Below are 13,573 nucleotides of genomic sequence, written 5' to 3' on the forward strand. Positions count from 1 at the left end.
AATTTTTATTTTTTGCAGAGCGGGAAGCGACTGACGTTGCAACGAAACATGCCGTCGCAACGTTTCGGAAAACAAAAATGGGAGGAGCATTTCCGCTCCCCCCTCGCGTTGGTCAGTTCTCAGCAATGATTGTGGAGACAGGCCTTGCAGACACCGTCTGCGGCGATTGTCAGAACGGCACGCCGGAAACGAGAATCAGATTTGCATAAGGCGTGCATTCACCGGTGCGAATGACCGCACGTGCCTTCGAACAACGCTCCTTGAAGTCCTCGTGAGACATGCGGACATGCTCGATCGGCTTGCCGGTGTCAGCCGCCCAATGGGCCAACCGTACCTCGATCTGCGTGACGAGATCTTCCGATGCCTCGTCCGCAAAGACCGCCTGCTCGACGATCATTTCATCGGCCAGCGCTTCCAGAACATCGAAGAAGGCCGGAATACCGGGGCTGACTGCCAGGTCGATCACACCAACATTGGCAGGAACCGGAAGGCCTGCATCGGCAAGGACGATCTCGTCCGTATGGCCGAGCGAGGCTACCAGTTTGCTGAGATGCCGGTTTAGAAGCTTCGTACGTTTCATGACCTTGTCCTGAATGTTCGGTGGTGCTTACGTCAGCGAGACCAGAGTTTCGCAAAGCGGCACAGGGGCATAATAGGGTGCGGACGCCTTGCTGACGAGATCGAGCCGAAGCACGGAAAGCCCAAGCGCCTGCAGCCCTTCCGTTTCCTTCTCCGGAACCGCTTGGTCGACGATCACGAAGTTGAGCAGACGGTCGACCGGGCAATCGCTGCCCGCGTCACGCCGCAAGTAGGCAAGCAGGGTCTGCACCTTGTCGGCAACACTCATCGTGCCGGTTTCCGGATCCTGCCCCGTTCCGGGCACATAGACCTTCGGAACGGTGCGTGCGGCAATGGCTTTTCCGACGCCTTTCGGCAGGAGATTTGCGATCAGGCTGGTATAGAAACTGCCCGGCGCATAACAGATGAGGTCAGCAGACTGGATGAGGCTCCGGTTGCGGTCCGGAAACGCTGCTTCCGCAGGGTCCTTGCCGGTCAGCCCCCGATTGAGGAACAGGTTCCTGATCGGCGAGACCAGTGGCGGATGCTCCTTGCCGGTCAGAAGATGCTGGCCGATGACAACCTCGCCATCGTCAAGGTCTGCCCCCAGGTGCAGGTTGTCGTCGGCAACGGCCCGGACGGTGCCCTGAACACCCACCAGCTTGGCCACAAGAAAGATGATCGGTTCAAGTTGCTGGTTCTGGTTGAGGTAACCACCGGCCAGGATCAGGTTGCCGATGCTCGCGCCGCGCAGGTCGAAATCTATCGGGCGTGCGGCGTGAAACATCCCCAGCTGATTCTGGATGAGCGTGCGCATCGGCTGCTCTATCGCCTCCACCAGCGGATGCGTTCCGGCGATCATGCTTTCCAGCTCGGCAGCCAGATCCACTTGCGAGGCTGTTTTCGAAAACCGATGTGTGAACAGGCGAAAAACGTCCGGATGGCCGAGCACCGTTTCGTCGGCGAGTGCCATCAACCGGCTTCTGAGATCACCAATGGCCGGCATGTTGAAGGCAATCCTGAGCCCTTGCGAGCTGCCGCCGGAATCGAACGGTGTCACCAGGTGAATGGAATTATGCGTGTAGCGCTTCAGGCACTGGGCGACACCGTTGAGTGCCGATCCACCGCTGAAGAACAGCGTCCTCGGGCCAAGCTTGGGATTGGACAGAAACCGTTCGATCCGAAACGGATCCGGCAGGCGCGCGACACGGGTGATGGTGATTTCAGTCAAGTCCGGTCCCTTGGGAATTCCGGCGCCATTTGCCGGGTAAAGGATTTGCGGGCGTTCGTCCCGGCCAATGCGCTATCCAATCCATATGGCACGGAAATCATTGACATTCGTCAGTGTCGGCCCGGTGACAACCTGATCTCCGATCGTGTCGAAAAAGCGGTGAGCGTCATTGGTAAGAAGTGCCTCTTCCACATCGGCACCCGCCTTGTCCGCCCTTGCAAGCGTATCCGGGCCAATGACAGCACCCGCTACCTCTGCTGCCCCGTCGACACCGTCCGTGTCGCAAGCGATCGCGTGGATACCTGGAGCCCCACGCAAGGCAAAGGCAAGAGCCAGGGCGTATTCGGCGTTCGGTCCGCCAACGCCCTCGCCGCGTCGGGTCACCGTCAGCTCACCGCCGGACAGGAGCAGCAAGGGCCGGCTACCGTCGGGGCGCTCGCTCTGGCGGCTGAGGGCAAGCTCTGCATGGGCACGCGCCACTTCCCGCGCTTCGCCTTCCAGGGCATCCCCCAGGATCTCGACATCACAGCCTTCTGCTTCGGCAAGTGTCCGGGCAGCTTCCAGCGACTGGGAGGGAGCTGCGAAGATGACATTCGACACACGGCCAAGCTTTTCGTCATCGGGCTTCAACACACCGCTTCCGGCGGCGAGAACCTGTTGCACCGAAGCCGGCACTGCGATCTTCCACTGCTCCAGGATCGCCTTGGCATCGGCCGTCGTGCTGGTATCACCAACCGTCGGACCGGACCCGATTTCAGCAGGATTGTCACCGGGAACATCGGAGATGAGCAGAGCCAGCATCTTTGCAGGATAGGCAGCGGCTGCCAATTGCCCGCCCTTCACCCGGCTCAGATGTTTCCGCACGACATTCATCTGGCCGATTGGCGCACCGGAGGCCAGAAGCGCCTGGTTGACCGCCTGCTTTTCGGCCAGTGAAATTTCTCCGGCAGGCGCAATCAGCAAGGCCGAGGCACCACCGGACATGAGCGCCAGCAGATAGTCGTTCTCACCCAGGCCGGAAACAAGCTCGATCATGCGTTTGGTCGCGACAAACCCCATTTCGTCCGGAACCGGATGCGCGGCCTCCACGATCTCGATCCCTTCGCACGGCCTCGCGTAGCCATAGCGCGTGATCACCAGGCCTTCGCACGGCCCCCAGACCTTTTCGACCGCTTCCGCCATTCGGGCGGAGGCCTTGCCTGCGCCGATCACCACGACGCGGCCCGCTGGTTTCTCCGGCAGAAACGCACCAAGGCTCTGCATCGGGTCCGCCACTTCGACGGCCCGCAGGAACAGCCGTTTCAAAAAATCCTGAACGCTTTCGGCCATGGCACCACTTCTTCCTAAATTCATGTTCTCCTGTTTGAGCGCAGAACTGCAGGAATTATCAAGGCCGAAACGATGACCTTCAACCTGCGAACGCCCAAAACCCAGCGAAACCGTGTGCCCTGCAGCATAGAATTGTTTTGCGTTTCACCGTCACCATCCACACATGAGGGCCAATTCCACGGAGGACCTCATGACTGCGCAGACAATGCCCGCCTTCGATACGGCGATCCGCAACCCGGAAAACCCCGACCACCTGATGGTGATAAAGGACGTACCCCGGCGTATTCGCATCTATCAGGGCGCGGCCCTGCTGGCGGACAGCATCAATGCGGTTCGCGTTCTTGAAATCGGCAAGTCTTTTTATGACCCCGTGATCTACGTGCCGGAAGCCGATCTCAAGACCCGGTTCGGGTATGTCGACAAGTCTACCCATTGCCCCATCAAGGGCGACGCCAGCTACATTTCCCATGACGGTGAGGAGATCGGCTGGGTCTACAGATCGCCGGTGCCGATGGCGGAGAAACTTGCCGGGCACTACGCCTTCTGGCCATCCAAGGTCCGGATCATCGAGGGCGAGTAGAAGGCCCTCGAATGCGCAACCGGTCAGCCTAACGCCGCGCGGCAGCCGAAAACCTGTAACAACGGCTCAGTCCTTGCCGACATCCTCGACATAGACAAGCGCCCGGCCCTGACAGATGCGGGTGCCGTCCTCGGCTTCACAGACCGTTTCCAGATCGACCAGGTGTTTTTCCGGCCGCAGGCGCGTGATGGTCACCGAGGCCGTCAGCGTCTCCCCGACCGGGGCGGGCGCCAGAAACTCCAGGCTCTGCTTCAGGTAGTTGGTTCCTCTCCCCGGCAGCTCGACGCCCAGCAGATAGGAAAAGAGCCCGCCGATCAGTGGTCCCGGAACAGACACCGGTACTTCCGTATCGTTTCCGGCAAGCTGCGCGAAACCACGCATGTCGTCTTCTGTGTAGCTGCGTTTGACTTCCGCGCGCGCTCCGACTTCCAGGCTCATGTCCGCACCCCCAGTTTGCAGGAACCGGACAAGGTCACGGCCCCATCCGCCGCACGGGCGACCTCGATCAGGATCAGGTCCCCATCGTCCTCGCTCTGCGTGAATGAAAACGTTAGCTCCTCATCCGCATAGGCCGGATTGGGAAACATCAAAGTCTGCACGGCATGGCTTCGCCCCGGATGGAGGGCCTCCAGATGCGCAAAGACCCGCGTATAAAGCAGCATTCCGTGGGAGACGGTGCGGCCGAACCGTGTGCGAGCCGAAAATTCGGGATCGACGTGGATCGGGTTGTCATCACCGGACAGATCGGCAAAGGCATCGAAATCCTCCTGACGGGGGATCCAGCTAAACGTTGCGCTGTGCTGCGCGTCAGCGGTCAGGCTCATCGGTTATGCTTTCTCCAGGGAATTGTCGGCAAGGAAGTCGTCTTTCAGAATGTTCTTGCGCACCTTGCCCGCCGCGGTGCGCGGCAGGTCATCAACGACGGTAAAGCTTTTCGGCACCTTGTAGGGCGCCAGCTGCTTGCGGCACCAGTCGGCCAACGTCGTCGTGTCGAGGTCTTCGCCGGGACGCACAATCAGGAAGGCCGCACCGACCTCGCCCCACTTAGCATCAGGCACACCAATCACCACAGCCTCCAGAACGGCCGGATGACCGACAAGAACCTTCTCGACTTCGGCCGGATAGACGTTCTCGCCTCCCGAGATGTACATGTCCTTGATCCGGTCGACGATGTAGTAGTAGCCGTCCTCGTCGCGGCGCCCGATGTCACCGGATTTCAGCCAGCCGTCGACCGTGAAGGTGGCAACCGTCGCTTCCTTGTTGTCCATGTAGCCCGGCGTGATGTTCGGCCCACGAAACTGGACTTCCCCTTCCCCCGGCCCTTCGACGATACCGCCATCGCCGTCGACCAGGCGAACATCCGTCAGGATCTGCGGTTTTCCGACTGAGCCGATCTTGGCGGGCGCATGGCCCTTGTCCATCAGGAACACGGTTGGCCCGGTCTCGGTCATGCCCATGCCGTTGCAGATGGTGACGCCCCGCTCCTGAAACTCCGACAACAGGTGTTTCGGCACAGGCGCACCGCCACAGCCGAGCGACCGGACCTTCGAAAAATTCGTCTTGCCGATCCTGGGTGACAGGGCCAGCGCCTGATAGATCGCCGGAACACCGAAGAAGCAGGTGACGTTTCCGGCGGAAACGAGATCAAGCACGGTCTCCGGATCGAACTTGCGCAAGACAGTCGACATGCCGCCGTTCAGGAAGATCGGCAGCGTCGGCAGGTTGATCCCCGCCGTATGGAAGAGCGGCAGGAAATTGACGCCCTTTTCGCCGATCGAAAGACCCGTTGCCTGGCAGTAGTTGATCATGTTGGCATAGGCCATGCCTGCCGTCTGGATGACCGCCTTGGGCAGGCCCGTCGTTCCGGAAGTGTAAAGCAGATACCAGGGGGCCGAGGCCTTGACCTTGCCGCATCCGATCGCTGCAGGACTTGCCCCCGTCAGAAGACGATCAAGAGCGCTGCCGCCCCGACCCTCGGCGCCCAGAGGCAGAAGGGACAGGCCGGTTGTGGCGGCAAGTTCTTCGGCAATCTCGACAAACGCAAGATCATGAAACAGCAGCTTCGCACCGGAGGCCGCCAAGATGGGCTGCAGCTCGGCAACCGGCTGTCGCCAGTTGAGCGGCACAAGCAGGATGCCGGTTTTCTGAGCCGCAAACAGCAGCACGAAGAAATCCGGGTGGTTATGGCAGAGCACCGCCATGCGGTCGCCCTTGGCAAGGCCGCGACCCAGCAGAAGATTGCCCAACCGGGTGGCGCGCTCGTTGATCTCGCAGAAACTGAAAGATCTGCCGCTTTCATGATCGACAAAGGCTGTCGCCCCGGGCGTGAGCTCCGCCCGTTTTGCGGCCATGTCGGTTAAATATTCCATGCGTCCTCCCAACACCTGGCGGGGCCTCGAGCCAGCGCCCAGCAAGTCGAGGTGTCCGTCTTGCTGTCGCCGTCCTGGTCCTTCGGACGGGCTTCTCCTCAGGCCCGTTTCCTGGTGAATTCCTTCATGCCGTCGAGCGTGCTTTGACAGCTCACCAGGTCCAGGAACCTGGCTTTTTCCTGGTCGAGACGGTCTCGCACCATCGCGCATCTGCGTGCATCCCAAACACTCTGCCGTGTCGTGCGGTGGGTCTGCGCGAAGCCTTTGCCGAGATCCACGACCCAGCCGTCAACAGTTGCAACAAGCTCAGCCCCCGGCACCTGACAGACGGCAAGCCCCAGTTCCACGGCCTCCGAAGCACTGATGCGCGTGTTGCGATACTGGATCGCAAGTGCCTTCGAAGTGCCGATGCGGTCCGGCAGCAAGGCTGTCCAGCCGCCATCCGGACCGAACCCCACCTGATTGTAGTAGGGCTGGACAAAGGCCGTCCCGGACATGGCAACCATGTCTGCCGCCAGCATCAAGCCAGCAGACCCACCCGTCACCGGCCCATTAACCGCCGCCAGCACCGGCACCGGAAAGGACAACAGGTCGAGGATCGTCTCGTGCAAGCTGCCGACAAGCTCGTCCGAGTAGGCCATGAGTGTACCTTGCGATCCGGCATGGTCCAAAAACCCGCCAATATCGCCACCGGTCGAAAAGCTGGATCCGCGGCCCGACAGAACCAGCGCCACCGGTTCGACCATCGCCGCTTCGGCAATGGCGCTCCGCAATTCGGAAACCAGGGCCGGAACCAGAGCATTGTGCCGGTCCGGCCGGTTCAACCATATCCAGATCGCGCCGCCGCGTGTTTCTGCCTCAACGAGACCCATGACATGCGCCTCAGGGTTTGATGCCGTTGGCAATCAGGTCGTAGGCACTGGCAACCAGTTCGGAAATGGGTTTTTCCGACTTGAACACGACCAGCTGCTCGCCAAGGGCCCGGGCGATGCCCATGAGGGCCCAGGCACGGGTTTCCGTGTCCCCCTTGGAGATCTGGCCGGCGGCCTCGGCGGCAACCAGTCCCGACCGGTAACCGGCGGCGAATGTCTTGTAATATTCCTCATAGGCGGCAGGATCGACGAACAGTGCTTCCTGTACGATCCGGTAGAGGTCCGGATGGGCCTGGACGAATTCCAGGAAGGCCCGCAGGCCGGCCTCTTCCGCTTCCAGCCGGTTGCCGATGCCCTGCGTTGCCTCGGCGATCGTATGTCGGACCAGCCGCCCCATTTCCAGGACAAGCTCCGAGAACACCTGCTCCTTGGTGGTAAAGTAGATATAGAAAGTGCCTTGGGCGACACCTGCCTCACTGGTAATGTAGCCGATGGAGGCGTCGTTGTAGCCCTTCTCGCCGATCACCCTTTCGGCAGCGGTCAGGATCGCCTTTCGGGTGGCTTCACCGCGCGCCGTTTTCGGCTGGTTGCCTGCAGCCTTTTGCGGCGCGTCTGCTTCTGCGGCTGGTTTGCGCACCTGCTGTTTCCTCCCAGTTCATGAAACATGAATCAGTATTCATGTTTGAGGGTTGAAAGCAAGAAACTTCTTCAAACCGGGCCGAAGAATGCGGCAATTTGGCCCCATGCACATTCCGATGCCATACCCATGTTTGCCGTGACCGCGAAAATTTTCCGGCAATCACCTTGGGATATTCTTCGGTTTCACCGGGTATTGCGCACTTTTTCCGACAAGGGAACAAGGCCGGTTTTCCTTGGCAAACCACGGCAACGGACACTATGGCGATTGGACGCAGCCGGGGTTTTTGACCTTGATCAAGGCCAAAACTTTGATAAGCAGTTTTGAATGGCTATAAGTTAGCTGCTAGTCTGGAATCGGACGGAAAGGTTCCAGGCAGCAAATTGGCCGCGCGGGACGCGAGTTGCGCGGGCAGGAGAGAGGCGCTGGCAAAGGTGCCCGCGATGAGAGGATCCTGAGAATGGACGTGAACGCGTATCTGGAAGAACGCCTGGGCAAACTGCATGACAACGGCAATTACCGTGTGTTTGCAGATCTGGAACGTCAGGCAGGTGCTTTTCCGCGCGCAACCCGTTACCGCGAAGATGGTTCCGTTCAGGACGTGACCGTCTGGTGCTCCAACGACTATCTCGGCATGGGCCAGAACGAAAAGGTCGTGTCCGCGATGCAGGACGTGATCTCCAAATGCGGCGCAGGCGCAGGCGGAACGCGCAACATTTCCGGCACCAACCACTACCATGTTCTTCTGGAGAACGAGCTGGCCGACCTGCACGGCAAGGAAGCTGCTCTGATCTTCACGTCCGGTTATGTTTCCAACTGGGCAGCGCTGGGTACGCTCGCCTCCCAGGTTCCGGGCATGATCGTCTATTCGGACTCGCTCAATCACGCCTCCATGATTGAAGGCATCCGCCACGCCCGCTGCGAAAAGCGCATCTTCAAGCACAACGACTATGAAGACCTGGAACGCCAGATGGCGGCGGACGATCCGGACGCGCCGAAACTGGTCGCATTCGAAAGCGTCTATTCCATGGATGGCGACATCGCGCCGATCAAGGAGATCTGCGACGTTGCCGACAAGTTCGGTGCACTGACCTACCTCGACGAAGTGCATGCCGTGGGCATGTACGGCCCGCGCGGTGGCGGCGTTGCCGAACGCGAAGGCCTGATGGATCGTCTGACCATCATCGAAGGCACGCTCGGCAAGGCCTTCGGCGTGATGGGCGGTTACATCACCGGTTCGAAGACGGTTGTCGACTTTATCCGCTCCTTCGCCTCCGGCTTCATTTTCACCACCGCACTGCCGCCGGCGCTGGCAGCAGGCGCAGCCGTCTCCATCCGTCACCTGAAGGACAGCCCGTTCGAACGCAAGGCGCACAAGGACCGGGTCGCTCAGGTCCGCGCCGCTCTCGACAAGCGCGGCATCCCGCACATGGAAAACCCGAGCCACATCGTTCCGGTGATGGTGGGTGATGCCAAGAAGTGCAAATGGATCTCTGACATCCTTCTGGACACCTACGGCATCTACGTTCAGCCGATCAACTATCCGACAGTTCCGGTCGGCACGGAGCGCCTGCGCTTCACCCCGACACCACTGCACACGGCCGAGGACATCGAACACCTCGCCAACGCGATCAACGACCTCTGGTCCCAATGCGCACTGGCCCGCGCTGTCGCGTAAGCTCTGGTTAAAAAGCAGACCCTGCAAACCCGCTTTCCGATGGAAGGCGGGTTTTTTTGTTTGTTCATTTCCAAGCGTCGTCATCCCATGGCATGACCATGGGATCCAAGCCCCTGCACCTCCAAACAAAGTGCGTGAACGAGGAAACGCATTGGCATGGATTGCGGGATTAAGCACATCCGAACCTCCATGATTTGTCGTCCCGGTTTGTTGCGTCAGCAGCAAGACCGGGACCCAGTACGCCGTGTCGTATGAGACGAAAACCGCAAAGTCTGTGAGTTACTGGATCCCTGCCTGCGCAGGGATGACAAGTTGCCAGTGCTTGAGTGCAAATATTCTGTGGCGAGAGCTTCCCCGGATACGAGTGGGGCAAGCCGTATTATGACATGTGCAAACAACGACAAACTTCGCGACACGACCATCATCCACCCTGCCATTTTCCCGACCCCGCCCTAGCTACTCTCAAATGCCTTTGCCATGGGGAGACGGTTGCGATGCGGATAATCCTTGCTGTTGTTGTCTGGTGCCTTTTTCTGATCCCCCCAGCCTTTTCCGAAGAACTCGATCTGGAACTGGTGCTCCTGGCCGATGCGACCGGGTCCATCGATGACGAAGAAATTCGGTTTCAACGCAAGGGCTATGCCGACGCGATCACGGATCCGTCAGTGCTGAATGCCATCGCCAGCAACATTTACGGCAAGATCGTCGTCACCTATGTCGAATGGGCGGACATGCACTCCCAGGATGTTGTCGTGGACTGGACAGTCATCGACGGACCGGAGAGCGCCCAGCATTTTGCAACGGAACTGATGGCAGCCCCGCGCCGCGCCTACGGCCGCAACGCCATCGGCGCAGCGCTTCTGAAAGGCAAGGAGCTGATCGACGACAATGCCTTTGCGGGCTTGCGCAGGGTGATCGACCTGTCTGCCGACAGCGCCAACAACTGGAACGGTCCGACCATACCCGAAGCCCGGAATATCGTGGTTTCCTCCGGTATTGTCATCAACGGCCTGGCGGTTCTGTGCCGGCACTGTTCCGGCCGGCCGATTGCCTACGATCTGGAAAAGCGGTTCTACGAGAGCATCATCGGCGGTCCGGCCGCCTTTGTGGTGACTGCCGACAGTCCAGCGACATTTGCCGAAGCAGTGCGCAAGAAACTGATCCTTGAAATCGCCGCCAAACCCGCCGATGCGCAACGTATCCTGAAGCAATTGGCGGCCTTGCAGTAACCCTCACACGGGCCTTTGACCCACCCTTTCCAAACGCATTTTCGCCATTGGCAAATCACGGCTGTCGCACAACCGCGTCATCGCATTATGATTTGAGACGGCAGCTCGCGCTGTCCTAACGTCACAGCGTTCGAGGGGGATACCGTTTCATGACAACCGGCCTGTTGCTTCTGGCGCTGTTTACGGTCTGCTACACGCTGCTGGCCAGGACATTGTCGAAGGGCGTCCTGACAGCGCCGATCCTCTTCATCGGCTTCGGCTACCTGATGGCCCAGACCGGGCTGATGCCTGGAACCGATGCTGAACGCCTTCTGCATATCGTTGCCGAAATGGCTCTCATCGTCCTTTTGTTCCTGGACGCTGCCCAGATCAATCTTCAGGCCCTGCGCCAGCGCCACCAATGGCCCCTGCGCATGCTCGCCCTTGGCCTGCCACTTGCCATAATTATCGGGTCCGTGGCGGCCATACCGTTTTTGAGCGGCGAACCGCTCATCGTCGCCGCTCTTGCTGCCGCGCTGCTCGCGCCGACCGATGCTGCTCTCGGCCAGGCTGTCGTCACCAACAAGGCGGTGCCGGAGCGGGTGCGCCGGGCGCTGACGCTGGAAAGCGGCCTCAACGACGGACTGGCCCTGCCGGCCATCTTGCTGTTCGCGAGCCTTGCCGGGGAAATGATGCAGCCGGGCGCGACAGACTGGCTGATGTTTGGCGCCAAGCAACTGATCCTTGGTCCCCTGGCGGGCGCGGCTATCGGTGCTGCGGGCGGGGTGCTGTTTCTGGCTGCCAAACGCCGGGGCATGACCACCGATACCATCGAAGGCATCGGCGCCATTGCCATGGCTTGCGGCGCTTATCTGGCCGCCGGCGAAATCGGCGGCAACGGCTTCATATCAGCGTTCGTCGCAGGGCTCTTCTTCGGCAACGTCATCAAGGGGCAATGCGCCTTCATCTACGAATTCACCGAAAGCGAAGGCCAGATGCTTTCCTGGGGTGCCTTTTTCCTGATCGGTCTTGCCCTGTTGCCCGATGCCATCGCCCATCTTGATGCCGCCAGCCTTGCGCTCATTCTGGTGAGCCTGTTCGTGGTGCGGCCACTGGCGGTCTGGCTGTCGCTTGCCGGCACGGATGCCGCCCCACTGACCAAGCTCTTTTTCGGCTGGTTCGGCCCGCGCGGACTGGCAACAGCCCTTTTTGCGCTCCTCGTCGTTGACCAGATTGATCACGCAATCGGCGAACAGCTCCTGAATCTGGCCGTTAACGCGGTCTGGATCAGCGCGGTCCTGCATGGTGTCACAGCCGTGCCTTTTGCCAAATGGTACGCTGCTCACATGTCCGGCAAGGACGGGGCAGCGGAACTCAAGGCCATGCCGCCCATGCGGCCGGAAGTGCCTGCCGACTGACTTTCGACCAACCCAATAGCAAGGGCGCATATCGCCAGTAGCCGGGGGAAGACATGACAAAACAGGTTGTTGCCAAACTCAGCGAATTGCCGGACAGAAAACCGACCTATGCCCTCGTCGCAGATGTTGACCTTGTGGTTGTTCGCTTCGACGACGACATCTCCGTCTTCTACGGCCGCTGCCTGCATCGCGGCGCGCTCATGTCCGATGGCTATGTCAGCGGCGACAACCTCATCTGCGGTGTTCATTACTGGGATTACCGGCTCGACAGCGGCGTCTCCGAATACAACAACTCCGAGGCCTTGCCGAAATTCAACAGCTGGGTCGAAGGCGACGATATCCTGGTCGACGAGGACGAGGTCGCCGCCTGGGCCCGGGAGCATCCGCAGCCGTTCAACCGCAACAGCTACCTCGGCCTTTATGCCGACACCAGCCACGGCACAGAGGAAGAACCTTACAACGGCCTGATCCAGCAATACGCCCGCGACGGTCTTAAAAAGACAGGTCATCATGGCCGCGTCGACGCCATGGGCGTGCCGCGCAACCAGTTGCCCGACTGGGACGATATCCAGATCCTGACGGCCCAACTGCAGAAATTCCCGCTTCTGGAGGACGAACCAGTCGGCACCGACGTTGTTGTCGGGCCGAACGCGCAGAAACCGCTGAAACTGAAGATCCCGTTGCTGGTTTCCGACATGAGCTTCGGCGCCCTGTCGGAGCCGGCCAAGATTGCCCTTGCCAGAGGCGCAGACCTTGCCGGAACCGGCATCTGCTCTGGCGAAGGCGGCATGCTACCGGAAGAACAACAGGCCAATTCAAGGTATTTCTATGAACTCGCCTCGGCCCGTTTCGGTTTTGCATGGGACAAGCTCGACAAGGTTCAGGCGTTTCACTTCAAGGGCGGTCAGGGGGCCAAGACCGGCACGGGTGGGCACCTGCCGGGAGCCAAGGTCAAGGGCAAGATTGCCGAGGTCCGCGGCTTGAAGGAAGGCGAAGACGCGATCTCGCCGCCCCGCTTTCCGGACTGGACAGATCGATCCCAGATAAAGGATTTCGCCGACGAGGTCCGTACCCGCACCGGCGGTATCCCGATCGGCTACAAGCTGTCGGCCCAGCACGTCGAAAAGGACATCGACGCGGCGCTGGAGTTGGGTGTCGACTACATTATCCTTGATGGCCGTGGCGGCGGCACCGGGGCAGCACCGATCATCTTCCGCGACAACATCTCCGTTCCGACCATTCCCGCGCTTGCCCGCGCCCGGCGGCACCTCGACACGTCGGAACGGCCGGACATCACGTTGATCATCACAGGCGGCCTGCGCAAGCCCGACGATTTCATCAAGGCCCTGGCGCTCGGTGCCGACGCGGTGGCGCTTTCCAATTCGGCCATGCAGGCCATCGGCTGTATCGCCATGCGAGCCTGCCACACCAACAATTGCCCGGTCGGGATCGCCACCCAGAAACCGCATCTGGTCAATCGGCTGGAAATCGAGAAATCCGCCCGCCAGCTGACCAACTTCTTCGAAGCATCGGTTGAACTGATGCAGGTAATGGCAAGGGCCTGCGGTCATTCGCACCTGAGCCAGTTCACCCTGGAAGACCTGACGACCTGGAAACGGGAAATGGCCGAGCTATCCGGCGTTGCCTATGGCGGCATCGCGTGACCGATCGCGACGTTTAAGGGAGGAAGACC

13 protein-coding genes are annotated in these 13,573 nt (G+C 60.3%); 5 read left to right on the top strand and 8 right to left on the bottom strand.

The features are described 5' to 3' along the window. Positions 1–169: 169 nt before the first annotated feature. The 3 genes from rbsD to Q666_RS44920 all read right to left on the bottom strand — a co-directional run bounded on the left by rbsD (position 170) and on the right by Q666_RS44920 (position 3,118). Positions 170–580, bottom strand: coding sequence for a D-ribose pyranase (gene rbsD / locus Q666_RS44910; protein WP_023003049.1), 411 nt, complete (start codon positions 578–580; stop codon positions 170–172). Between the two features lie 27 nt (positions 581–607). Continuing rightward, positions 608–1,789 (bottom strand): GAK system CofD-like protein, encoded by a 1,182-nt coding sequence (locus Q666_RS44915; RefSeq protein WP_023003048.1) that lies wholly within the window; start codon positions 1,787–1,789, stop codon positions 608–610. Between the two features lie 72 nt (positions 1,790–1,861). Next, positions 1,862–3,118, bottom strand: a complete 1,257-nt coding sequence (locus Q666_RS44920; RefSeq protein ID WP_023003047.1) for a glycerate kinase — start codon at positions 3,116–3,118, stop codon at positions 1,862–1,864. 190 nt (positions 3,119–3,308) lie between these two features. Between Q666_RS44920 and Q666_RS44925 the strand changes: the two genes are divergently transcribed. After that, positions 3,309–3,698 (top strand): DUF427 domain-containing protein, encoded by a 390-nt coding sequence (locus tag Q666_RS44925; protein WP_208984244.1) that lies wholly within the window; start codon positions 3,309–3,311, stop codon positions 3,696–3,698. A gap of 66 nt (positions 3,699–3,764) precedes the next feature. Here Q666_RS44925 and Q666_RS44930 read toward each other — a convergent pair whose 3' ends face one another. The 5 genes from Q666_RS44930 to Q666_RS44950 all read right to left on the bottom strand — a co-directional run bounded on the left by Q666_RS44930 (position 3,765) and on the right by Q666_RS44950 (position 7,576). Further along, positions 3,765–4,136, bottom strand: a complete 372-nt coding sequence (locus Q666_RS44930) for a phosphate acetyltransferase (protein ID WP_023003045.1) — start codon at positions 4,134–4,136, stop codon at positions 3,765–3,767. Then, the gene (locus Q666_RS44935) at positions 4,133–4,522 is read right to left on the bottom strand and encodes a MaoC/PaaZ C-terminal domain-containing protein (RefSeq protein WP_023003044.1); all 390 of its coding nucleotides are present in this window, start codon (positions 4,520–4,522) and stop codon (positions 4,133–4,135) included. The genes Q666_RS44930 and Q666_RS44935 overlap by 4 nt, the downstream gene beginning before the upstream one ends. A gap of 3 nt (positions 4,523–4,525) precedes the next feature. Next, positions 4,526–6,067 (bottom strand): AMP-binding protein, encoded by a 1,542-nt coding sequence (locus tag Q666_RS44940; protein WP_023003043.1) that lies wholly within the window; start codon positions 6,065–6,067, stop codon positions 4,526–4,528. A 98-nt stretch (positions 6,068–6,165) separates the two neighbouring features. Next, the gene (locus tag Q666_RS44945; protein ID WP_023003042.1) at positions 6,166–6,939 is read right to left on the bottom strand and encodes an enoyl-CoA hydratase/isomerase family protein; all 774 of its coding nucleotides are present in this window, start codon (positions 6,937–6,939) and stop codon (positions 6,166–6,168) included. Positions 6,940–6,949: 10 nt separating this feature from the next. After that, positions 6,950–7,576, bottom strand: coding sequence for a TetR/AcrR family transcriptional regulator (locus tag Q666_RS44950; protein WP_023003041.1), 627 nt, complete (start codon positions 7,574–7,576; stop codon positions 6,950–6,952). 460 nt (positions 7,577–8,036) lie between these two features. Between Q666_RS44950 and hemA the strand changes: the two genes are divergently transcribed. The 4 genes from hemA to Q666_RS44970 all read left to right on the top strand — a co-directional run bounded on the left by hemA (position 8,037) and on the right by Q666_RS44970 (position 13,544). Then, positions 8,037–9,254 carry a 5-aminolevulinate synthase gene (hemA, locus tag Q666_RS44955; protein WP_031270302.1) on the top strand — a complete coding sequence of 406 codons (1,218 nt, stop codon included), beginning with the start codon at positions 8,037–8,039 and terminating at the stop codon, positions 9,252–9,254. 494 nt (positions 9,255–9,748) lie between these two features. Further along, the gene (locus tag Q666_RS44960) at positions 9,749–10,483 is read left to right on the top strand and encodes a DUF1194 domain-containing protein (RefSeq protein ID WP_023003038.1); all 735 of its coding nucleotides are present in this window, start codon (positions 9,749–9,751) and stop codon (positions 10,481–10,483) included. Between the two features lie 149 nt (positions 10,484–10,632). After that, positions 10,633–11,880, top strand: a complete 1,248-nt coding sequence (locus Q666_RS44965) for a cation:proton antiporter (RefSeq protein WP_023003037.1) — start codon at positions 10,633–10,635, stop codon at positions 11,878–11,880. Between the two features lie 53 nt (positions 11,881–11,933). Further along, positions 11,934–13,544: a glutamate synthase-related protein gene (locus tag Q666_RS44970; protein WP_023003036.1), complete on the top strand. Its 1,611-nt coding sequence runs from the start codon at positions 11,934–11,936 to the stop codon at positions 13,542–13,544. The last annotated feature ends 29 nt before the right edge of the window (positions 13,545–13,573 follow it).

The sequence above is a fragment of the Labrenzia sp. C1B70 genome (genome assembly GCF_000475395.1).
GTDB lineage: Bacteria > Pseudomonadota > Alphaproteobacteria > Rhizobiales > Stappiaceae > Roseibium > Roseibium algicola.

Excerpts from the sequence above, each read along its gene's own strand:
- rbsD (WP_023003049.1), bottom strand. The coding sequence starts at position 580 with ATGAAACGTACGAAGCTTCTAAACCGGCATCTCAGCAAACTGGTAGCC.
- Q666_RS44920 (WP_023003047.1), bottom strand. The coding sequence starts at position 3,118 with ATGGCCGAAAGCGTTCAGGATTTTTTGAAACGGCTGTTCCTGCGGGCC.
- Q666_RS44925 (WP_208984244.1), top strand. The coding sequence starts at position 3,309 with ATGACTGCGCAGACAATGCCCGCCTTCGATACGGCGATCCGCAACCCG.
- Q666_RS44930 (WP_023003045.1), bottom strand. The coding sequence starts at position 4,136 with ATGAGCCTGGAAGTCGGAGCGCGCGCGGAAGTCAAACGCAGCTACACA.
- Q666_RS44935 (WP_023003044.1), bottom strand. The coding sequence starts at position 4,522 with ATGAGCCTGACCGCTGACGCGCAGCACAGCGCAACGTTTAGCTGGATC.
- Q666_RS44940 (WP_023003043.1), bottom strand. The coding sequence starts at position 6,067 with ATGGAATATTTAACCGACATGGCCGCAAAACGGGCGGAGCTCACGCCC.
- Q666_RS44945 (WP_023003042.1), bottom strand. The coding sequence starts at position 6,939 with ATGGGTCTCGTTGAGGCAGAAACACGCGGCGGCGCGATCTGGATATGG.
- hemA (WP_031270302.1), top strand. The coding sequence starts at position 8,037 with ATGGACGTGAACGCGTATCTGGAAGAACGCCTGGGCAAACTGCATGAC.
- Q666_RS44960 (WP_023003038.1), top strand. The coding sequence starts at position 9,749 with ATGCGGATAATCCTTGCTGTTGTTGTCTGGTGCCTTTTTCTGATCCCC.
- Q666_RS44965 (WP_023003037.1), top strand. The coding sequence starts at position 10,633 with ATGACAACCGGCCTGTTGCTTCTGGCGCTGTTTACGGTCTGCTACACG.
- Q666_RS44970 (WP_023003036.1), top strand. The coding sequence starts at position 11,934 with ATGACAAAACAGGTTGTTGCCAAACTCAGCGAATTGCCGGACAGAAAA.